22 protein-coding genes, 1 tRNA gene and 1 other RNA gene are annotated in these 18,597 nt (G+C 69.1%); 10 read left to right on the top strand and 14 right to left on the bottom strand.

Annotated features, from left to right (window positions below; genetic code table 11):
• Positions 1-93: 93 nt before the first annotated feature.
• The 7 genes from acpP to E2F49_RS02140 form a co-directional block, all read right to left on the bottom strand.
• Positions 94-333, bottom strand: a complete 240-nt coding sequence (gene acpP, locus E2F49_RS02170; protein ID WP_055247533.1) for an acyl carrier protein — start codon at positions 331-333, stop codon at positions 94-96.
• A gap of 129 nt (positions 334-462) precedes the next feature.
• Positions 463-1,206, bottom strand: a complete 744-nt coding sequence (gene fabG, locus E2F49_RS02165; RefSeq protein WP_133392415.1) for a 3-oxoacyl-ACP reductase FabG — start codon at positions 1,204-1,206, stop codon at positions 463-465.
• A 116-nt stretch (positions 1,207-1,322) separates the two neighbouring features.
• On the bottom strand, positions 1,323-2,270 hold the full coding sequence (fabD, locus tag E2F49_RS02160; RefSeq protein ID WP_133392414.1) for an ACP S-malonyltransferase: 948 nt from the start codon (positions 2,268-2,270) through the stop codon (positions 1,323-1,325).
• A gap of 97 nt (positions 2,271-2,367) precedes the next feature.
• Positions 2,368-3,162 carry a BUD32 family EKC/KEOPS complex subunit gene (locus E2F49_RS02155; protein ID WP_133392413.1) on the bottom strand — a complete coding sequence of 265 codons (795 nt, stop codon included), beginning with the start codon at positions 3,160-3,162 and terminating at the stop codon, positions 2,368-2,370.
• A gap of 85 nt (positions 3,163-3,247) precedes the next feature.
• Entirely contained in the window at positions 3,248-4,231 is a 984-nt protein-coding gene (locus E2F49_RS02150; RefSeq protein ID WP_055247524.1) for a beta-ketoacyl-ACP synthase III, read from the bottom strand.
• Positions 4,232-4,372: 141 nt separating this feature from the next.
• Positions 4,373-4,567, bottom strand: coding sequence for a 50S ribosomal protein L32 (rpmF, locus tag E2F49_RS02145; RefSeq protein ID WP_055247522.1), 195 nt, complete (start codon positions 4,565-4,567; stop codon positions 4,373-4,375).
• Positions 4,568-4,587: 20 nt separating this feature from the next.
• Positions 4,588-5,106: a YceD family protein gene (locus tag E2F49_RS02140; protein ID WP_055247520.1), complete on the bottom strand. Its 519-nt coding sequence runs from the start codon at positions 5,104-5,106 to the stop codon at positions 4,588-4,590.
• A gap of 110 nt (positions 5,107-5,216) precedes the next feature.
• Here E2F49_RS02140 and E2F49_RS02135 point away from each other — a divergent pair, with 110 nt between their 5' ends.
• Entirely contained in the window at positions 5,217-5,582 is a 366-nt protein-coding gene (locus E2F49_RS02135) for a hypothetical protein (RefSeq protein ID WP_133392412.1), read from the top strand.
• The gene (locus tag E2F49_RS02130; protein WP_425481327.1) at positions 5,579-6,157 is read left to right on the top strand and encodes a Maf family protein; all 579 of its coding nucleotides are present in this window, start codon (positions 5,579-5,581) and stop codon (positions 6,155-6,157) included. Before E2F49_RS02135 ends, E2F49_RS02130 begins: the two co-directional genes overlap by 4 nt.
• Here E2F49_RS02130 and E2F49_RS02125 read toward each other — a convergent pair whose 3' ends face one another.
• Positions 6,158-7,999 carry a glycosyltransferase family 39 protein gene (locus tag E2F49_RS02125; RefSeq protein ID WP_243713382.1) on the bottom strand — a complete coding sequence of 614 codons (1,842 nt, stop codon included), beginning with the start codon at positions 7,997-7,999 and terminating at the stop codon, positions 6,158-6,160.
• 62 nt (positions 8,000-8,061) lie between these two features.
• Between E2F49_RS02125 and E2F49_RS02120 the strand changes: the two genes are divergently transcribed.
• Genes E2F49_RS02120 through E2F49_RS02105 form a run of 4 tightly spaced genes read left to right on the top strand, consistent with a single transcriptional unit; the run spans position 8,062 to position 12,393 of the window.
• Positions 8,062-9,009 carry an AAA family ATPase gene (locus E2F49_RS02120; RefSeq protein ID WP_133392410.1) on the top strand — a complete coding sequence of 316 codons (948 nt, stop codon included), beginning with the start codon at positions 8,062-8,064 and terminating at the stop codon, positions 9,007-9,009.
• The gene (locus tag E2F49_RS02115; protein WP_243713380.1) at positions 9,009-9,962 is read left to right on the top strand and encodes a DUF58 domain-containing protein; all 954 of its coding nucleotides are present in this window, start codon (positions 9,009-9,011) and stop codon (positions 9,960-9,962) included. The genes E2F49_RS02120 and E2F49_RS02115 overlap by 1 nt, the downstream gene beginning before the upstream one ends.
• On the top strand, positions 9,962-11,908 hold the full coding sequence (locus tag E2F49_RS02110; RefSeq protein ID WP_133392409.1) for a transglutaminase TgpA family protein: 1,947 nt from the start codon (positions 9,962-9,964) through the stop codon (positions 11,906-11,908). The genes E2F49_RS02115 and E2F49_RS02110 overlap by 1 nt, the downstream gene beginning before the upstream one ends.
• A complete protein-coding gene (locus tag E2F49_RS02105; protein WP_133392408.1) occupies positions 11,905-12,393 on the top strand; it encodes a Slp family lipoprotein in 489 nt (162 codons plus the stop codon). Before E2F49_RS02110 ends, E2F49_RS02105 begins: the two co-directional genes overlap by 4 nt.
• Positions 12,394-12,423: 30 nt before the next feature.
• Here the strand turns inward: E2F49_RS02105 and E2F49_RS02100 are convergent, their stop codons facing one another.
• From E2F49_RS02100 to dnaX, 4 genes are read right to left on the bottom strand one after another with little or no spacing between them, the layout of a single operon-like run.
• On the bottom strand, positions 12,424-12,771 hold the full coding sequence (locus E2F49_RS02100; protein ID WP_133392407.1) for a histidine triad nucleotide-binding protein: 348 nt from the start codon (positions 12,769-12,771) through the stop codon (positions 12,424-12,426).
• Positions 12,772-12,814: 43 nt separating this feature from the next.
• A complete protein-coding gene (recR, locus tag E2F49_RS02095) occupies positions 12,815-13,408 on the bottom strand; it encodes a recombination mediator RecR (protein WP_133392406.1) in 594 nt (197 codons plus the stop codon).
• Positions 13,409-13,451: 43 nt separating this feature from the next.
• Complete coding sequence (locus E2F49_RS02090) at positions 13,452-13,772, bottom strand: YbaB/EbfC family nucleoid-associated protein (protein WP_133392405.1); 321 nt, start codon at positions 13,770-13,772, stop codon at positions 13,452-13,454.
• A gap of 21 nt (positions 13,773-13,793) precedes the next feature.
• Positions 13,794-15,545 (bottom strand): DNA polymerase III subunit gamma/tau, encoded by a 1,752-nt coding sequence (gene dnaX, locus E2F49_RS02085; protein ID WP_133392404.1) that lies wholly within the window; start codon positions 15,543-15,545, stop codon positions 13,794-13,796.
• Between the two features lie 124 nt (positions 15,546-15,669).
• Here dnaX and E2F49_RS02080 point away from each other — a divergent pair.
• The 4 genes from E2F49_RS02080 (at position 15,670) to E2F49_RS02065 (ending at position 17,885) form a co-directional block, all read left to right on the top strand.
• Positions 15,670-15,762, top strand: a tRNA-Ser gene (locus E2F49_RS02080).
• A 183-nt stretch (positions 15,763-15,945) separates the two neighbouring features.
• Positions 15,946-16,923: a zinc-binding dehydrogenase gene (locus E2F49_RS02075; protein ID WP_133392403.1), complete on the top strand. Its 978-nt coding sequence runs from the start codon at positions 15,946-15,948 to the stop codon at positions 16,921-16,923.
• Positions 16,924-16,942: 19 nt separating this feature from the next.
• On the top strand, positions 16,943-17,296 hold the full coding sequence (locus E2F49_RS02070; protein WP_133392402.1) for a DUF1304 domain-containing protein: 354 nt from the start codon (positions 16,943-16,945) through the stop codon (positions 17,294-17,296).
• Positions 17,297-17,348: 52 nt separating this feature from the next.
• Entirely contained in the window at positions 17,349-17,885 is a 537-nt protein-coding gene (locus E2F49_RS02065) for a lipocalin-like domain-containing protein (RefSeq protein WP_243713378.1), read from the top strand.
• A 66-nt stretch (positions 17,886-17,951) separates the two neighbouring features.
• Here the strand turns inward: E2F49_RS02065 and ffs are convergent.
• An RNA gene (gene ffs, locus E2F49_RS02060) (signal recognition particle sRNA small type) lies at positions 17,952-18,048 on the bottom strand.
• 105 nt (positions 18,049-18,153) lie between these two features.
• Positions 18,154-18,564, bottom strand: coding sequence for a hypothetical protein (locus E2F49_RS02055; RefSeq protein WP_133392401.1), 411 nt, complete (start codon positions 18,562-18,564; stop codon positions 18,154-18,156).
• Positions 18,565-18,597 lie beyond the last annotated feature (33 nt).

Below are 18,597 nucleotides of genomic sequence, written 5' to 3'. Positions count from 1 at the left end.
CGCGGCCTCGTGCTGGAACCTGTGCGCCCGGCCGCCTGGCGGCCGGACCAGTCACGCGCCCATCCGGTCGAACCGTGGGCGCGGACGCGGGCATCAGCCCTTGGCGTGCGTCTTGATGTAGTCGATCGCCTGCTGCACCGAGGTGATCTTCTCGGCTTCTTCGTCCGGGATCTCGCACTCGAACTCTTCTTCGAGCGCCATCACCAGCTCGACGGTGTCGAGGGAGTCGGCACCCAGGTCGTCGACGAACGACGCGCTGTTGCTGACTTCGTCTTCCTTCACGCCCAGCTGTTCAATGACGATCTTCTTGACGCGCTCTTCGATGTTGCTCATGGGTTCTTTGCTCCGGGGAGGCGATTTTCGGTGGATAGTGTAAGGGAAAGCCGGGCGACGGGCGTACCACCATCGAAGCCCTTGCCATTCAACGGCTTGCCCTCGAAATTCGAGGTGTTCGGGGCCGTGTCAGGGCATGTACATGCCACCGTTGACGTGCAGGGTTTCACCGGTGATGTAGGCCGCCGAGGGGCCGGCGAGGAAGGCCACCGCCTGAGCGATGTCGTCGGGTTCGCCGAGGCGGCCGAGCGCGATCTGCTGGGTCAGCGCGTCCTTCGAGGCCTCGGGCAGATCACGCGTCATGTCGGTGGCGATGAAGCCGGGCGCGACCACGTTGACGGTCACGCCGCGCGAACCGATCTCCTTGGCCAGCGACTTGCTGAAGGCGATGATGCCGGCCTTGGCCGCGGCGTAGTTCGCCTGGCCCGCATTGCCGGTCACGCCGATCACCGACGCGATGTTGACGATGCGGCCCTTTCGCGCCTTCATCATGCCGCGCATCACCGCCTTCGAACTGCGATAGACGCTGGTCAGGTTGGTGTCGAGGATGGCCTGCCAGTCCTCGTCCTTCATGCGCATCAGCAGATTGTCGCGGGTGATGCCGGCATTGTTGACGAGGATCGAGATCGCGCCGAACTCGGACGCGATCGCATCGACCAGACCTTCGATGGCGCCGGCCTGCGACACGTCGAGCACGCGACCGTGGCCTCCGTGCGCGGACAGGCGCTCGCCGATCTTCGCCGCGCCCGCGTCGCTGGTCGCGGTGCCGATCACGGTCGCGCCCTGCGCGGCCAGCGTGTCGGCGATCGCGGCACCGATACCGCGGCTGGCGCCGGTGACGAGGGCGATCTCGCCCTTGAGAGGTGTGCTCATGGAGAACTCCGGTACATGTCGTGGGCGGCGGTGCGGCGTGCCACGCCGATCAGATCAAACGCCGCCGGCGTTGTCGAATCGACCGCGCGTCCGCCACGCGTGGGCGGCTGCGGAACTCAGGCCTTCCAGTCGGCCAGCGCGGCGTCGAAATCGTCGGGCATCCCGAGCGCGCGGGCCTCGATCGACTTGTCGATGCGCTTGACCAGGCCGGCCAGCACCTTGCCCGGGCCGCACTCGGCGATCCGGGTCACGCCGCGCGCGGACAGCGCTTCGACGCAACGCGTCCACTGCACCGGCAGGTAGAGCTGGCGCACCAGCGCATCGCGAATCGAATCGCTGCTGTCGTGCACCGCGGCGTCGACGTTCTGCACAACCGGCAGCGCCGGCGCGTGCCACGTGATCGATGCCATCGCCGCACCGAGACGATCGGCGGCGTCGCGCATCAACGGCGTGTGCGAGGGCACGCTGACCGCGAGCTTCACGACCTTGCGCACGCCGCGCTCACCGAGCAGCGCGATCGCGCGGTCGACCGCAGCGGCATGACCGCCGATGACGATCTGGCCGGGCGAATTGAAATTGGCCGGCACGACGACGCCGGCGTCGTCGGATGCTGCACCGCAGACCTCGTCGACCAGCGCATCCTCCGCGCCGATCACCGCGGCCATCGCGCCGGTGCCTGCCGGCGCGGCGTCCTGCATCAGCTGGCCGCGCAGGCGCACGAGCTTCGCGCCATCGGCCAGCGACAGCACGCCGGCCGCGACCAGCGCGGTGTATTCGCCGAGGCTGTGACCGGCCAGTACTGCAGGCGTGGCGCCGTTGTGCTGCTGCCACGCGCGCCACACGGCGACGCCGGCCGCGAGCAGTGCGGGCTGGGTGAATTCGGTCTGGTTGAGCTCGGACTCGGGCCCCTGCTGCGACAGCGTCCACAGATCGACACCCGCACCTTCCGAGGCTTCCGCGAATGTCTCGACGATCACCGGATGGCGCGCGGCGAGATCACCGAGCATGCCCTGCGACTGCGAGCCCTGGCCCGGGAAGACGAATGCGAGTTGCGATGCGGTCACGCGAAATTCCAGCCTCGAAAACGGGGGCGATGATAAAGGCCAAGTCGCGACATTGTCTGTACCGGGGCGTATGCCGGCCGCGGCAGACGATGCGTCGTCAGAACAGCATCTTCAGCAGTTCGATCTCGCCGTCGTCGACCCAGTCCCACAGCACCGCCACGAAGACCAGCACCGGCAGCAGCGTCGACGCCGCATGCACGACGAGGATCGAATGCGCGACGTGGCGCGCCGAGCGCCCGAGCCAGCGGATGCGCTGGGCGAATCCCTGCAGACGCCCGACGCGGTTCGCGTGCGCGGCGACTTCCGGCTCGCGCTGCAGCACCTGCGAGAGCATGTCGGCCAGCACTTCGGTGCGGCCGTCGTAGTACCTGGCCATGCCGAAGGCGAACATCAGCCAGTCGCGCGCCTGCGCCTGCGGCAGCGACATCACCTCGAGCGGATCTTCCTCGAAATCGATGAAACCGACCCGGCCTGCGTCGTCGAGCGTGATGTTGCGCGGCAGGGGCTGCCCGAAATAGGCGCCGCGCGCATGCGCTTCGGCGATGGCATCGACGACCGCCTGGGTCAGCGCGTCGATGCGCGAGGCGTCACCATCGGCGGCGCGCAGACGCGCGGCGAACGTGTCGCCCAGATTGCTGAGCAGCAGGGTCGAAGCGCCCTCGCCCAGCACGCGCGGCACGTGCACGCCCTGCGCCTCGAGCTGGGCAAGGCGGCGCGCTTCGATGTCCTTGGCCTCGCCGCCACCGGGATGCGGTGGCGGCCGCAGCGCGTCGATATCGAGACCGCGCGCGATCGCGTCGAGGATCCCCAGGCCGAGCTTGCGACCGTCGTCCTGCGCATAGGCCTTGAGCCAGGCATCGCGCCCGGCCACGACGATGGATTCGACACCCATGTGGCGCCCTCCGTGTCGTGCGGACGCGAGCGCGTCCGCGAAAAATGGATTCACGTGCGGCGCCCACAGGCGCCGCGCGGGGCACTCAATAGCGCAGCAGCGCCGAACCCCAGGTGAAGCCGCCGCCGAAGGCTTCGAGCAGCAGCAGCTGGCCGCGCTGCACGCGACCCGAGCGCACGGCGAAATCCAGCGCCAGCGGCACCGAACCCGAGGACGTGTTGCCGTGCTTGTCGACGGTCACCACGACACGATCCATCGGCATGTCCAGGCGCTTGGCCGTGGCTTCGATGATGCGCAGGTTGGCCTGGTGCGGGATCAGCCAGTCGATGTCGTGGCGGTCGAGACCGTTGGCCTCGAGTGTTTCCTCGACGACGGAGTCGAGTGCCTTGACCGCATATTTGAAAACGTCGCTGCCGGCCATCTGGATACGCACGCCGGCGTTCTTCTCGTCGTCGCGGAACCCGACCGACACGCCGACCGGGTTCCACAGCAGCTCCTTCTTCGCGCCGTCGGCGTGCAGATGGGTACTGAGGATGCCGGTCTCGGTGTCGGCCTTGAGCACGACCGCGCCGGCACCGTCGCCGAACAACACGGCCGTAGTGCGCTCGGTCCAGTCGACCATGCGCGTCAGCGTCTCGGCGCCGACAACCAGCACGGTCTTCGCATCGCCCGACTTGATGAACTTGTCGGCGACCGAAAGGGCATACAGGAAGCCCGAGCACGCCGCGTTGACGTCGAAGGCGCCGCAGGTGTTCGCGCCCAGACGCGCCTGCAACAGGCAGGCAGTGGACGGAAAGATGATGTCGGGCGTGGTCGTGCCGACGATGATCAGGTCGAGCTCGGACGCAGCGACGCCGGCCGCCTCCAGCGCGCGCGTGGCGGCGTGGAACGACAGGTCGCTGGTGGTCTCGCCTTCGGCGGCGACGTGGCGCTCGCGGATGCCGGTGCGGGTCGCGATCCATTCGTCGCTGGTGTCGACGAACTTCGCGAGGTCGTCGTTGGTCAGCACTTTCTCGGGCAGGTAGCTGCCGGTGCCGGCAATGCGGGAATAGATGCGTTCGCTGGTCATCTGCGGAGCGGCCCTCGCGTCTGGCGCGTGATCTCGGAAGCGCGGCATCCCTGCCGACGGCAGACGCAGCCGCCCGTCAAGGACGGTGGCTGCGCCCGGTGCATCGTGGCGCCCGCCGCGCGGTGCGACGGGCAGCGAGGATCAATCTTCCTCGACGACGCGGGTCTTCGGCTGGATGACCTGCTTGCCGCGGTAGTAGCCGTCCGCGGTGATGTGGTGACGGATATGGATCTCGCCCGTCGTCTGGTCGGTCGACAGCTGCTTCGCGCTCAGCTTGTCGTGCGCGCGACGCTGGCCACGACGGGACGGGGTGACGCGGGATTTCTGCACAGCCATGGGAATTGCTCCAACAGTTCTTAGTTGTTTCGGTCTTTCTTCAAACCCGCCAACGCCGAGAACGGGTTGACGCGTGTCTCTTCTTCGGTCGACACCGGCCAGTCGCGTTCGATCGCTTCGGAGCCGGGCGCGACCGGAATCGCGGGTATTGCCAGAATCAGTTCGTCCTCGACGAGATCCGCCGGCGAAAGCGACCCGTCGCCTTCGAGCAGCAGCGCCTCGTAGTCGGGCAGCAGGCCGGCCTCGTCCGCTTCGTCGCGGATCAGGCCCAGCCGCTGCTCGATGTCGAGCGGCAGCACGAAACGCTTGAGCGTCCGCTGGCACACCAGCGGCAGGTTGGCCTGCACGCGCAACAGCGCGTACGCCTGCCTGAGCGCGTCGCGACCGAACTCGATCGAGCAGGTCACGTCGTCGCCTTCGACATCGGCCAGAAGTTCACTCAGGCGCGTCAGGGACGCCAACGGCAGGCGCCCGTCGAGGCGCATGCCCGCCGCGACCATGCGCCAAGCGTCTACCAACTCGGGCATTTGCGCGGACATAAGCCGCTGAATATTAAAGATGCCCCCGCACGCTGTCAAACCGTCCCGCACGTCTGCGCGGGGACGCATTTGCCCCGCCCCGCCCCGCGCGGGCAGACTGGCCCGCCGCGATGGACGCCGACGTGCCGCCGATCCACAGCCTGCTGCTGGCCGCGCTGTTCGCGACCGCCATTGTACTGGCTTGGCGCCTGCGCGCGGGACGCCGGCGACGCGCCTATGCCCGGCTGTTGGATGCGGCAGATGCCTTCGAGGCACGGCTGCGCATCGTCCGCGCGCAGGTCGGCTCGGGCGACGGCGACCCGGTCCGCGAGGCGCTGCAGGAGATGCTGCGGCAGCGGCTGTGGCTGCAGCAGCACGGCGGGCGCGCGGGCGTCGGCGCCCTGGATGCGATGCGCGATTCGATCGAACAGGCGCAGGCCCGCGTGGACCGGCAACTCGCGCAGCTGGCGCTGGCCCGTGCCGGAGTCGATGCATGAGCCTGCCACTGATCCTGGGCTCGACATCCGCCTACCGGCACGAACTGCTCTCGCGCCTGCGCCTGCCGTTCGATTGCATGCGCCCCAAAGTGGACGAGACGCCACGGGCCGGCGAATCCCCGCTCGCGCTCGCGACACGCCTGGCGCTCGCCAAGGCCGAAGACGTCGCCGCACGCCAACCGGGCGCCTGGGTCATCGGGTCCGACCAGGTCGCCGAACTCCACGGCGCGCCACTCGGCAAGCCGGGTGGCCGCGAAGCGGCCATCGCGCAGCTCGCGGCGATGTCCGGTCGCAGCGTCGTCTTCCACACCGCGCTGGCACTGGCTCGATCGGGGCAGCCCGCGCTGCAGACCGTGGATCGCACCGTGGTCGTGTTCCGAGATCTGCATGGGGACGAGATCGCACGCTATGTCGATGCCGAGCAGCCCTTCGACTGCGCAGGCAGCTTCAAATGCGAAGGGCTCGGCATCAGCCTGTTCGAGGCGATCCGGAGCGACGATCCGACGGCCCTCGTCGGCCTGCCCTTGATCGCGACCGCGCGCCTGCTGCGCAGCGCCGGCTACGCCCTGCCCTGATCAACGCGCCGGCGCGATCTCGATCGGTTGCTCGGCCCACTGCTCGACCGAGCCGTCCTTGCCGGTGATCGTCAGCCCGAGCCAATGACGGCCCGGCGCGAATGTCGCGGGGTCGAGCGTGGCCGAGAACGCGATGTTCGCGCCCGCGGGGTCGCGCGAGTCTCCGCGCAGGAACCGCTCGACGACCCAGGGATTCGCAGCGCCGTACTGCGCCTGCGCGATCGGCGCGCCATCCAGGGTGATCGCCACAGACGCGATGCCGCTGCCATCCTTGACCGCCCAGCCGCGCAACTCGAACGGCGCATCCACGCGCGCACCGGGCACCGGCGTGTCGATATGCGCGAGCGCCGGCGTGATGCACGGGCCTTCGGAACGCGCCGCGCCGCCGTCGAGTCGCGAGAGGATGAAGCGCTGCGCACCGCGATCGGCGTTGACCACCCGCGAGACCGGCAGTGCACCCATGCGCGCGCAGACGGTCTGGTAACGCTGCAGCAGCGCGCTGAACTTGACGTCGTTCGCGCCGGTGACCAGCAACGCCGGACGGCCCTCCAGACCCGCGCGGTCGTCGAGCTGCAGGCCCCACAGCTGCAGTTGCGGCGCGCGACCGTGGTGGCGGTTGAGCGGATGGTCGAGCACCCGGATGCGCGGGTGACCCAGCGCGAAGCCCAGTTCGGCGCCGATCTTGAAGTTGTCGGCGACCAGCACGGTGTCGTCCGGCATTGCCGCGAGCTCGTCGCGCACCGCGTCGGCCAGCGTGTTCCAGCCGGCGAAGTTCGACGGATACCACTTCAGGCCAGCGCTGCGTTCGCGCACCTCCGATATCGACACCATCGCGTAATAACCGACCACGCCGACGAAGCCGAGCACCAGCGTGGCCCACATCGTCACCCGCAGCCAGCGCGGCCACGACAGCAGCACGAAACCCAGCAGCGGCAGCAATGCCAGCCAGCCCGGCAGCGGCCAGTGGAAACTCGCGCGTTCGGTGTCGGCGACGAAGCCGAGCACGAAGAAGCCGAGCACCAGCAGGCCACCCGACAGCGCCAGAAAGCGCGCGGCATCATCAGACGCCCGACGGAAACGCCAGGCGGCGAGCAGCAACGCGGCGAACAGCAGCGGCGTCACCATCGCCGCCTGGATCACCAGGAACTGCCAGCCGTCGGCATGCAGCGCCCAGGGATGGCGGTCGACCATCTGGAAGCGCAGACCGGCCTCGGCGTTGTCGACGTTCCAGACCAGCAGCGGAATCCACGCGGCCGCGCCGGTGGCGATGGCGATCCACACACGCGGATCGCGCAGCGCATCGCGCCCCTTGCCGATCATCAGCAGGGCAACGATGCCCACGCCGATCACCGCGATGAAGCGGTAGTGGCTGAGCGCGCCCAGTGACAGACCCAGCGCGAGCAGCAACGCCGCGCCATGCGTGACGTTCCGCAGCAGGCGCACGCCCGCATCGAGGCAGAGAATCGTCGCGAGCGCGAGCATCGCGTCCGGCAGCGCCATCACACCGAGCGAGCCGAGCAGCGGCAGCAGCAACGCCGCGCATCCGGACAGCCATGCGGCCTGCGTATCGAACTCGCGTGCGGTCAGGCGCACCACCAGCCACGGCACCAGTGCCGAGATCGCGATGAAGGGCAGGCGCACGGCGAGCAGCCCGTCGCCGAACAGCTCGGTGCCGATGCGGATCAGCCACGCGGTCAGACCCGGCAGATCGGAATACGCGAACGCGGGGTGCTGACCCTCGAGCCAGTAGAAGGCCTCGTCGACGAACAGCGGCAGGCGGGCGGCAATGGCGAGCTTCAGCAGCACGATCGTCGACCACAGCACGACGAACACGGTGCGCATTTCCAGACGCCGCATTGACTCGACCTCGCTACACTCGGGGGGACCGCCGCAGGAGCACATGCATGCCCGACCCGACGACGCCCGCCATGCTAACCGACGGCAGGCGTGAAGCCCTGTCGTCATCTCTCGCGCAGGTCAACCGGCTGGTGCTCGGCAAGGAAACGGCAGTGACGATGAGTTTCGTCGCGCTGCTGGCCGACGGACACATACTGATCGAAGACCTGCCGGGCCTCGGCAAGACCACGCTGGCGCATGCGATGGCGGCCACGGTGGGGCTGGAGTTCCAGCGCGTGCAGTTCACCTCGGATCTGTTGCCGTCCGATGTCGTCGGCGTGTCGGTCTACGAGGGCAGCGCACGCCGCTTCGAGTTCCATGGCGGTCCGGTCTTCACCAACGTGTTGCTGGCCGACGAGATCAACCGCGCGCCGCCGCGCACGCAGAGCGCGCTGCTCGAAGCGATGGCCGAGCAGCAGGTCACCGTCGACGGCACCACGCACAGACTGCCCGACCCGTTCTTCGTCATCGCCACGCAGAATCCTGTGGACCTTTCGGGGACCTATCCCCTGCCCGATTCGCAGCTCGACCGCTTCCTGTTGCGGCTCAACCTCGGCTATCCGGACCGCGACGCGGAACGCGCGCTGCTCGCCGGCAGCGACCGCCGCACGTTGATCGCCGAAACCGTGCCGCGTCTGGGCGCCGCCGATCTCAAGGCCTTGCGCGAAGCGGTCGGCGGCATCCATGCCAGCGCCGCACTGATCGATTACGTGCAGGCGCTGCTGGCGCGCAGCCGCCAGCATCCGGGCGTGCGCGTGGGCCTGTCGCCGCGCGCGGGGCTGGCGCTGCTGCGGGCCTCGCGCGCGTTCGCGCTGCTGCAGGGACGCGACCACGCGCTGCCCGACGACGTGCAGACCCTGTTCCCGCTGATCGCCACGCACCGACTGGTCGCCGACGCCGATGCAGCCGGCGACGGGCTGGCCGATTCGATCCTGCAGGCCGTGCCGGTCGACTGATGTCCATGTCCGCCGGCCTGCGCCGCCGCATGGAAGGCTGGGCGCGTCCGCGTCGGCCCGAGACATTGCCGGCACGTCTCGACCGCAGACGCATCTACATCCTGCCAACCGGTTTCGGCGCGTTCGTCGCGGCCCTGCTGCTGACGATGGCGGTGGGTGCGCTGAACTACAACAACAATCCGGCGCTGTTGCTGTGCCTGCTGCTGGTCGGCGCCTCGCTCGCCAGCCTGTTGTGGACGCAACTGCAGCTCAGCGGGCTGGAAGTGCGCGCGGTGCACGGTGAACCGGTCGCGGCCGGTGTACCGATGCCGCTGCATGTGCACGTCGAAGCCGCGCCCGGGCGCGAGCGCCGCGGCCTGCGCGTGTCGATCGACGACAGCGAGGCGCCGCTGTCGCTGCACGATGCCGGCGGCGAGACCACGCTGGCCCTCCCGACGGTCCGCCGCGGCTGGCTATCGCCGCCGCGCCTGCGCATCAGCACCTCGCGCCCGCTCGGCATGGCGCGGGCGTGGTCCTGGGTGTGGCCGCAGACCCGCTTTCTGGTCTACCCCGCACCGGAAACGGGCGGCCCGCCGCTGCCGGAAGGCGGCGGCGATGCGGCGCAAGCGCGACTGAACCCGTCCGGCGAGGACCTGCACCATCTGCGCGACTGGCGCGCCGGTGACGCGCCGCGCACGATCGCGTGGAAAGCGTCCGCCCGCCGCGATGCGCTGATCGTGCGCGAGTTCGAGCGGCCGCAGGGCGACGACCTGACCCTGGACTGGCATCGGCTCGGCGCACTCGACCACGAGTGGAAGATCCGTCGGCTTGCGCGCTGGGTCGACGAGGCCGAGCGCAACGCGCTGCGCTATCGCCTGCAGCTGCCGGCGCAGCCGGCGATCGGTCCGGATCGTGGCGCGGCGCATCGCCATGCCTGCCTGCGTGCACTCGCGCTGCTGCCGGAGGCCGGCTGATGGCGCGCGACGTGCTGGCACTCGACGCCGCCGGCCGACGCTGGTCGCTGCTCGCTGCAGCGGTGTGCCTGTTGCCGTTGCTGCTGCAGTTGCCGATGCCCCGGTCGGTCGCGATCGCGATTGCAGGCGCGATCGCCGCGGCCATGGCATCGCGACGCGCAACGCCCGGCTGGCTGCGCGCGATCCTCGCGCTCGCCGTGTTCGGGCTGATCCTCGCGCAAGGCGGCATGAACTTCGGCCGCGATACCGGCTGCGCCCTGCTCGCCGGCATGCTCGCCATCAAGCCCTCCGAACTGCGCAGCGTGCGCGATGCGCGCAGTCTGCTCGGCTTCGCACTGTTCGCGCCGTTCGCGACCTTCCTGCTGGATCAGGGACCGCTGTCGCTGGTGCTGGGCCTCGCCGGCGCGATCCTGGCGCTTGCTGCGCTGGCCCGGTTGTCCGAACAGGAATCTGCCTTGCCGGCCATCGAAATGCGCCATGTCGCGCGGATCGGCACCGTCGCCAGGCTCGTCGCGATCGGCCTGCCCCTGGCACTTGCGGCGTTCTGGCTGTTCCCGCGACTGGCGACGCCGTTGTGGGGCATTCCGGAAATGTCGGCGGCGCGCCCGGGACTGTCGGACGAGATGTCGCCGGGCGACTGGCTGGACCTGATCGCCGACGACACGCCCGCAATGCGGGTGAGCTTTCGTGGCCCCGAACCCACGACCCGCGAGATGTATTGGCGCGGCCCCACGCTGACCGATTACGACGGGCGCAGCTGGACCGCGTCGCCCTGGCTGCGCAGCCTGCCGCCGGCCGAGGTCGAGCACGGCGCACCGACCTGGGACTACGAGATCACGCTGGAGCCGACCGAGCGCAATCTGCTCGTCGCGCTGGAGATGCCGCTCGAGCTGCCGCAGGGCATGCGTGGCGCGCACGAGTACACGCTGACCAGCGCGCGGCGACTCGACCGCATCACGCGCTGGACCCTGCGCTCCGCACCACCCGTCCGGTTTGAAGCGGACCTGCCCGACCCCATGCGTCGTCTCGCACTGCGCCTGCCACCAGACTTCAATCCGCGCACGCGTGCGCTGGCGCAGCAGTGGCGTGCGGAAACGTCGAACGATGGCGCGATCGTCGACCGTGCCCTGGCCTGGATCCGTGGCGAATTCGCCTACACGCTCGACACTCCGCTGCCGGGCCGCCACGCCGTCGACGAATTCCTGTTCGACTACAAGGCCGGCTTCTGCGAACACTTCAGCTCGGCATTCACCGTGCTGATGCGCGAGGCCGGCATTCCGGCCCGCGTGGTCACGGGTTACACCGGCGGCACCCGCAACGCCTACGGCAACTACTGGATCGTGCGACGCATGGATGCGCACGCCTGGAGCGAAGTCTGGCTCGAAGGCCGCGGCTGGGTGCGGGTGGACCCGACCGCCGCCGTCGCGCCCGAACGCATCTACGACACGCTGGAGGACCGGCTGGGGACCGGCGGCGCGGGCGCCGCGGGTGGTCTGTTGCCGATCGCCGATCTCGGCGACTGGGCGCGGCGCATGTGGAACGATTTCATGCTGGGCTTCGATGCAGAACGCCAGCAGCGCATGCTGCAGCGCGTAGGCTTCGAGAACATCGATACCGGCGGCCTGATCGGATTGTTCTCGCTGTGCGCGGCGCTCGCGCTGGGCTGGATGCTGTGGCTGGTCGCGCGCAGCGAACGCGAGCGCGACCCGCTGCTGCGCGCCTGGCATCGGTTGGGACGCCGCTACGCGCGCCTCGGCCTCGGCCGCGCGCGCCACGAACCGGCATTGGCCTGGGCGCGCCGGGTGCAGGCTGCACGTCCCGGCGAGAGCCCCTTGCTGATCCTCACCAAGCGTTTCATCGCAGCCCGCTACGCTCCAGCCGCGTCCGACACGACGCTGATACACGCGCTGCGCGTGCATCGACCTGCCCCGGAGTCCGACCGATGATGCTGCGCACACTAATGCTTGCTTCGACCGTCTTGCTGCTCGGCGCTTGCGCGTCGCAACCGAAGCCTCTGCAGGGCGGATACACCGAAACCCTAACACCACATGCTGCGGTCCTGGGCGAATACACCGGATCCCCCGTGCGATGGGGTGGCCGAATCGTTCAACTGGAGCCGCGCACGGACACGACCTGTTTCGAGATCATCGCAACTCGACTGACTCCAACCGGCCGGCCGTACTGGGCCAGCGACGACACCAACGGTCGTTTTATCGCGTGCCGTAAGGGCTTCTACGATCCCGCGGTGTTCGAGGTCAATCGCGAGGTGACCTTTACGGGTCGCATTGCTGGCTACGACACCCGTCGAGTCGGCGAATACGATTACCGGTTTCCGCGCATCGATACGGACGTGATCTACCTGTGGCCCAAGCGGCAGCAAGTCGACGTCGTGACGCGGCCGGCGCCGTGGCCATGGTGGGGCTATTGGTAAGCAACAGAGCCTGAGTCCAAATCGCCCGCCTCAGTAAGGCGTACCGAAGCGCCCCAGCGCTGCGCCAGCCAACAGGTGCAGGTGGATCTGGAACACCGTCTGCCCGCCGTGCGCGTTGCAGTTCATGACGATGCGGTAGCCGTCTTCGGCGAAGCCCTGCTCCTTCGCATAGCGCGCGGCGGAAACCGCCAGCCGTCCGATGATCTCCGGCGCATCCGCGGGCACGTCGTTGATCGTGGCGAAATCCTCCTTCGGCACGAACAGCACGTGCACAGGCGCCTGCGGCGCGATGTCGCGGAACGCGATGACATGATCATCCTCGAACACGATGTCGGCGGGAATCTCGCGGCGGATGATCTTGTGGAAGATGGTCGTCATGGCGGCTCCGTTGGAAGGCGTGCGGTGCGCGACCGCCGCCGTGTCAGCTCACTTCGCTGCGGCTGCCGAACGCGTGCGACAGCGTGCCGCGGTCGACGTATTCGAGTTCACCGCCGAGCGGCAGGCCGTGCGCCGGTCGGCTCGGCCGCACCGCATGCTGACGGGCGATCTGCGCCAGATAGTGCGCGGTCGCTTCGCCCTCGACGGTCGGATTGGTGGCGATGATCAGTTCCCGCACCTCGCCCTCGGCCAGGCGCGTGCCGAGCAGGTCGAGACCGAGTTCGTGCGGCCCGATGCCGTCGAGCGGACTCAGCCGGCCCTGCAGCAAGAAGTAGAAGCCGCGATAGCCCGTGGCCTGTTCGATCGCCAGCCGGTCGGCCGGGGTCTCCACCACGCACAGCGTCTGCGCATCCCGCGCGGCGCTGCTGCAGGTCGGGCACACCGGCGTTTCGCTGAAGTCGCGGCAGCGCTGGCAGTGGCCGATCTTCTCGACCGCTTCGGCCAGCGCCGTCGCCAGGCGCGCGCCGCCCTCGCGCCCGCGTTCGAGCACGTGGTAGGCCATGCGCTGGGCGGATTTCTGCCCGACACCGGGCAGCACGCGCAGCGCATCGATCAACTGTTCAAGCAGGGCGGACATGCGGCGTGTGATCGACGCGCGGGCCCAAGCCCGCGCAACAGGATCAGAACGGCAGCTTCATGCCCGGCGGCAGCGGCATGCCCGCGGTCGCACCGGCCATCCGGTTCTTCGACTCGGTGTCGATCTTGTTCGAGGCATCGTTGAACGCGGCGGCGATCAGGTCCTCGGCCATTTCCGGATCCGTCAGCACGCTGGGGTCGATGCGCACCTTGCGGCACTCCTTGTTGCCGGTCAGGGTCACGGCGACCATGCCACCGCCCGCGCTGCCCTCGACTTCGAGGTTGGCGAGCTCCTGCTGCACGCGCTGCATGTTTTCCTGCATCTTCTGCGCCTGCTGCATCAGCTGGGCGATATTTCCACGCATCGGGGGATCCTCGTTGTTCGGTTATTCGTAGGGCCGGATGGAGTCCGGCACCAGCTTCGCGCCCTGTTGCGACATCAGACGCTGGACGTCCGGGTCGGACAGGAAACTGTCTTGCGCATTCGACTGCCGCGCATCGCGCTCGCGCGCATTGCGTTCGTGGAGCGTCGTCGCGACGTTCGCGGCCGCGGCCTCGAACCGGATCTGCGGCGCGCCGCCGAGCGGACCGGCCAACGCTTCGCAGAGCTGGTGGACCATGATCGGCGCCTTGAGGTGCTCGTCGGACTCGGGCAGCGCCAGTCGCAGCACCGCACCGTCGAGCGCGACGAAGGCCGCGCTTGCGGCGAGTTCGCGCACCGGGCCACGCAGGGGCAGATCGGCCACGAGATCGAGCCACTGCTCGGCGTCGAGGCTGCGCAGGGTCGTCGCCGCGGCGACGACGGGGGTGCGCGCCGGTGCGGCGGGCGGTGGCGCAGGCACAGGCTCGGGCGCACTGGGCTGCACAGGCGCTTCGCGCTCCACCGGCGCAGGCCGCGGTATCGACGGCGTCGCGACGTCGCGAACCGGCGCGGCAGCGCGCGGCGCAGGTGCGACGTCGGCAGCAGCGAGTGCAGCGCGCGCAGCCGCCGGACCGTTCGCGCGCGACGCGCCGCCACCGGCTGTCGGCGCCGCAGCGCCGGCCTGGTCCGGGCGGAACGCGAGCATGCGCAGCACGGTCATTTCGAAGCCGGCACGCGGGCTCGGCGCCAGCCCGATGTCGCGTCGGCCGTTGAGTGCCATCTGGTACCAGAGCTGCACGACTTCGGGGCGCGCCGCGCCTGCGATCGCGTCGATGTCGACACCGTCGTTCTCGACCGCCACCTCGGGCACCAGCTGCCGCACCTGGATGCGATGCAGCGCATCGGACAGCGCGTCGAGCACGATGCCCCAGTCGGGCGAGAATTCGGCGAGCGTCGCGACCTCGGCGAGCAGCGCGGCGCCGTCGCCGGCGGCCAGTGCCGACAGCAGGCTGCCCACACGCGTGCGGTCGACACTGCCGAGCATCGTCGCCACCGCCGCATCACCGAGCGCCCCACCCTCGCCGCCCGCGCCGGTGTAGGCGATGGCCTGGTCGAGCAGCGACAGGCCGTCGCGCAGGCTGCCGTCGGCGGCCTTCGACAGCTGGCGGATCGCACCGGCCTCGACCGCGATGCCCTCGGCCTCGAGGATGCGCGTCATCTGGCCCTGGATCTGCTGCTCGTCGAGCCGCTTGAGGTTGAACTGCAGGCAGCGCGACAGCACGGTCACCGGCAGCTTTTGCGGGTCCGTCGTCGCCAGCAGGAACTTCACGTGCCCCGGCGGTTCTTCCAGCGTCTTGAGCAGCGCGTTGAACGCCGACTTCGAGAGCATGTGCACTTCGTCGATCAGGTAGACCTTCACCCGACCGCGCGAAGGCATGTACTGCGCGTTGTCGATCAGCTCGCGCACATCGTCCACACCGGTGTTGCTGGCCGCGTCGATCTCGAGCAGGTCGATGTAGCGACCGGCATCGATCGCCCTGCAGGTCTCGCAGGTGCCGCAGGGATCGGACGAGGTGCCGGTTTCGCAGTTCAGGCTCTTGGCGAAGATGCGCGCGATCGTGGTCTTGCCGACGCCGCGGGTGCCGGTGAACAGGAATGCGTGATGCACGCGACCGGTCTCGAGCGCATTGGTCAGCGCACGGACCACGTGCTCCTGCCCGACCAGTTCGGCAAAGCGCTTCGGACGCCACTTCCGGGCGAGGACGAGATAGGACATCCGGCTATTCTGCCATGCGCTCACAGGTTCCTTGTGACCACCCGCGGCCCCGGCTAGAATGGCCGGCCCGCGGCGTCCCGACGCCGTTGCGCGGCGCTCCGGCGCCCCGCGCGGGACAGGTTCAGGAGAGGTGTCCGAGTGGTTGAAGGAGCACGCCTGGAAAGTGTGTAAGCGTCTAAACCGCGCTTCGGGGGTTCGAATCCCCCTCTCTCCGCCAAGCAGTATCCGGAAGCCCCGCCTGATCGCGGGGCTTTCGTTTTCTGGGACGCTCGCGCTGGCCACGATCGTGCGCCCGGAATTCCACGCGCCGCCCAGGCCCCCCGGCATGCGCCGTTCCGTCGACACGCTTTTACGCGACAGCGCTCCAGACTGCGCGCAACTCCTTCCGCGAGGCGGTCCCATGCGCAGCGTCCTGCACGCGACTTTCGGCGATCCCGCCGAGGTCCTGTCCCCCGGCGACAGCCCCATGTCCGAGCCCGGCCCGGGCCAGGTGCGGATCCGGACGATCCTCTCGCCGATCCACAACCACGACCTGTGGACCGTGCGCGGCAGCTACGGCTACAAGCCGGACCTCCCGGCGATCGGCGGCTCGGAAGCCGTCGGTACCGTCGATGCGCTCGGCGCCGACGTGACCGGCGTGACGCCTGGTCAACGCGTGGCGGTGGCGTCGGTCCACGGCACCTGGGCGGAATATTTCCTCGCGCCTGCCGCTGGACTGGTGCCGGTGCCGGAGGCGATTGCCGATGGTGCGGCAGCGCAGCTGATCGCGATGCCGTTCAGCGCGATCTCGCTGCTGGAATTTCTCGAGGTCGAACGTGGCGACTGGATCATCCAGAACACCGCGAACGGCGCGGTGGGCAAGACCCTGGCCATGCTCGCGCAGGCGCGGGGCGTGCAGCTGGTGAATCTGGTCCGGCGCGACGCCGGCGTCGACGAACTCGCGGCGCTGGGCATCGCGCATGCGGTCTCCACTGCCCGAGCGGGCTGGCAGGACCGGGTGCGGGCCATCACCGGCGGGGCGCCGATACGCGCGGCGGTCGATTCGATCGGCGGCCAGGCCAGCGGCGATCTGCTGGGCCTGCTCGGCCAGGATGGCCTGCTGGTGTCCTTCGGCACGATGGCTGGCGAGCCGATGCAGCTGTCGTCGGGCGATCTGATCTTCAAGCAGGCGCGGGTCAAGGGCTTCTGGGGCTCCAAGATCAGTGCCGCGATGCCCGCCGACGTGCGACGCCGGCTGATCGGCGAACTGCTCCGCCTGGTCGCGGATGGCAGCCTGACGCTTCCGGTGGAAGCCACGTTCGGCCTGGACCGGATCGCCGATGCGGTGCGCGCGTCGCTGGCGCCGGGCAAGGCCGGCAAGGTACTGCTGCAACCCTGACCCCCGAGGGAGACGCGGGATGATCGCTACGATCCTGATCGCACTGATCGCGCTGCTGCACCTCTACATCCTGGTGCTGGAGATGTGGCTGTGGGAAACGCCGCGCGCCCGTCGCACGTTCAAGCTCACGCCAGAATTCGCCGCGCAGACGCGGGTGCTTGCCGCCAACCAGGGGCTCTACAACGGCTTCCTCGCGGCCGGCCTGATCACAGGGCTCGCGCTGGGAACGGCAGGCTTCGCGTTCAAGCTGTTCTTCCTGTGCTGCATCGCGATCGCCGGCGTCTTCGGCGCGGTCACGTCGAGCCGCAGGATCCTGTTCGTGCAGACGCTCCCTGCCGTGCTCGCCCTCGCGGCGTTGTGGGCGGGGGTCTGATGACATGCACCGCCTGCGTCGTCCCGCGGCTCCGTTCAGAAGGAGAATGTCCATGTTGCAGGCCCGATCCGTCGCAGCACTGCTGATGTCGATCACCCTGTCGAACACCGTCATGGCCCAGGCCCCTGCGACATCCGCAAACACATCTCCCACCGACCCCGCGTCGACAGCATTGGCAGGCAGCTGGCGCCTGCTGTCCTACGACGTCGAGGTCAAGAACACCGGCGAGATGTTTCCGCCGATGGGCGATCGTCCGACCGGCTACGTGATGTTCGCGCCCGAAGGCCGCGTCTGGTTCGTGCTGACCGGCGAAGGCCGCGAGGCCGGCGAGACCGACCAGGAAAAGGCGCGGCTGCTGGAAACCGTGATCGCCTATACCGGCCGCTGGCGGATCGAGGGCGACACCTGGATCACCGCGGTCGACGTCGCTTGGAATCCGGCATGGGTCGGCACCGAGCAGCGCCGCCAGTTCAAGCTCGATGGCGAGCGCCTGCAGGTGCTCACGCCGTGGCGCGTGATGCCGAACTGGGCCGACAAGGGCGAGACGCGCAGCATCATCACGTTCGAACGCGCACGCGAGACGCGCTGATGGAGAGCAGCGGATCGGCACACGCCGGTCCGCTGCCGCGCATCTTGAAGTCCGGATAAGGTGATGACCCCGCCGACTGACCTCGGCGCCCGCATCGACCGATACCGTTGCTGCCTTCCGGCCCTGGCGGGATTTTCGATCTAGCGTCGCGAGGGGCCGACGGGGCCACCATAGGGACACGCACCGGGCCTTGCGCCCGACCCCGCCATGACGACGGGACGCGGAGTCTAGCAGGCTCGCGGCGACCCGCCTATGGCGGAGACGCGGTTCAGGGCGCGCCGACGCGTTCGACCTGCGGCGTTCCGGCGCTCTGGCTGAAGCGGAACGCATACGACAGGCGCACTGCGGTCGGCGTTTCGACGACATGTTCGGCCATGCACGGATCGTCGCCGACGAAATCCTCGGGCGCCACGCACAGCAGCGCGGGCGCATAGGTCCAGCCGCGGACCGCCGCCAGCGCCGACGCGACGAAGGCCGCGGTGTCGATGCCTGCCGGCGGTGCGCACGCATCGTCGCTTCGCGGCACCGCCGCCGACACCAGACCTTCGACATCGATCACCGCATCGACACAGACCACAACCGGGTCCAGACGCAGCGGCAACCGGTCTTCCGGATAGACCGGCAGCGTGGCGCTGTCGGGATTGGGGTGGATGAAGCGCTGATGGCGTACGGCGTCCATGCGCCGGGTATCCGCGGCCGGCGCGATCAAGGC

Origin of the sequence: Luteimonas terrae (genome assembly GCF_004358165.1) — a bacterium.
GTDB classification, from domain to species: Bacteria; Pseudomonadota; Gammaproteobacteria; order Xanthomonadales; family Xanthomonadaceae; genus Luteimonas; species Luteimonas terrae.
This window is presented reverse-complemented; position numbering and strand designations above follow the sequence as displayed.

What these genes read in the sequence shown, in the direction of transcription:
- E2F49_RS02120 (WP_133392410.1), top strand. Translation starts at nt 8,062, where the DNA reads ATGCCCGACCCGACGACGCCCGCCATGCTAACCGACGGCAGGCGTGAA.
- E2F49_RS02090 (WP_133392405.1), bottom strand. Translation starts at nt 13,772, where the DNA reads ATGCGTGGAAATATCGCCCAGCTGATGCAGCAGGCGCAGAAGATGCAG.
- E2F49_RS02140 (WP_055247520.1), bottom strand. Translation starts at nt 5,106, where the DNA reads ATGTCCGCGCAAATGCCCGAGTTGGTAGACGCTTGGCGCATGGTCGCG.
- E2F49_RS02065 (WP_243713378.1), top strand. Translation starts at nt 17,349, where the DNA reads ATGTTGCAGGCCCGATCCGTCGCAGCACTGCTGATGTCGATCACCCTG.
- E2F49_RS02135 (WP_133392412.1), top strand. Translation starts at nt 5,217, where the DNA reads ATGGACGCCGACGTGCCGCCGATCCACAGCCTGCTGCTGGCCGCGCTG.
- E2F49_RS02055 (WP_133392401.1), bottom strand. Translation starts at nt 18,564, where the DNA reads ATGGACGCCGTACGCCATCAGCGCTTCATCCACCCCAATCCCGACAGC.
- E2F49_RS02110 (WP_133392409.1), top strand. Translation starts at nt 9,962, where the DNA reads ATGGCGCGCGACGTGCTGGCACTCGACGCCGCCGGCCGACGCTGGTCG.
- E2F49_RS02150 (WP_055247524.1), bottom strand. Translation starts at nt 4,231, where the DNA reads ATGACCAGCGAACGCATCTATTCCCGCATTGCCGGCACCGGCAGCTAC.
- E2F49_RS02130 (WP_425481327.1), top strand. Translation starts at nt 5,579, where the DNA reads ATGAGCCTGCCACTGATCCTGGGCTCGACATCCGCCTACCGGCACGAA.
- E2F49_RS02070 (WP_133392402.1), top strand. Translation starts at nt 16,943, where the DNA reads ATGATCGCTACGATCCTGATCGCACTGATCGCGCTGCTGCACCTCTAC.
- E2F49_RS02105 (WP_133392408.1), top strand. Translation starts at nt 11,905, where the DNA reads ATGATGCTGCGCACACTAATGCTTGCTTCGACCGTCTTGCTGCTCGGC.
- acpP (WP_055247533.1), bottom strand. Translation starts at nt 333, where the DNA reads ATGAGCAACATCGAAGAGCGCGTCAAGAAGATCGTCATTGAACAGCTG.
- E2F49_RS02075 (WP_133392403.1), top strand. Translation starts at nt 15,946, where the DNA reads ATGCGCAGCGTCCTGCACGCGACTTTCGGCGATCCCGCCGAGGTCCTG.
- recR (WP_133392406.1), bottom strand. Translation starts at nt 13,408, where the DNA reads ATGTCCGCCCTGCTTGAACAGTTGATCGATGCGCTGCGCGTGCTGCCC.
- dnaX (WP_133392404.1), bottom strand. Translation starts at nt 15,545, where the DNA reads ATGTCCTATCTCGTCCTCGCCCGGAAGTGGCGTCCGAAGCGCTTTGCC.
- E2F49_RS02155 (WP_133392413.1), bottom strand. Translation starts at nt 3,162, where the DNA reads ATGGGTGTCGAATCCATCGTCGTGGCCGGGCGCGATGCCTGGCTCAAG.
- fabG (WP_133392415.1), bottom strand. Translation starts at nt 1,206, where the DNA reads ATGAGCACACCTCTCAAGGGCGAGATCGCCCTCGTCACCGGCGCCAGC.
- E2F49_RS02100 (WP_133392407.1), bottom strand. Translation starts at nt 12,771, where the DNA reads ATGACGACCATCTTCCACAAGATCATCCGCCGCGAGATTCCCGCCGAC.
- E2F49_RS02125 (WP_243713382.1), bottom strand. Translation starts at nt 7,999, where the DNA reads ATGCGCACCGTGTTCGTCGTGCTGTGGTCGACGATCGTGCTGCTGAAG.
- rpmF (WP_055247522.1), bottom strand. Translation starts at nt 4,567, where the DNA reads ATGGCTGTGCAGAAATCCCGCGTCACCCCGTCCCGTCGTGGCCAGCGT.
- E2F49_RS02115 (WP_243713380.1), top strand. Translation starts at nt 9,009, where the DNA reads ATGTCCATGTCCGCCGGCCTGCGCCGCCGCATGGAAGGCTGGGCGCGT.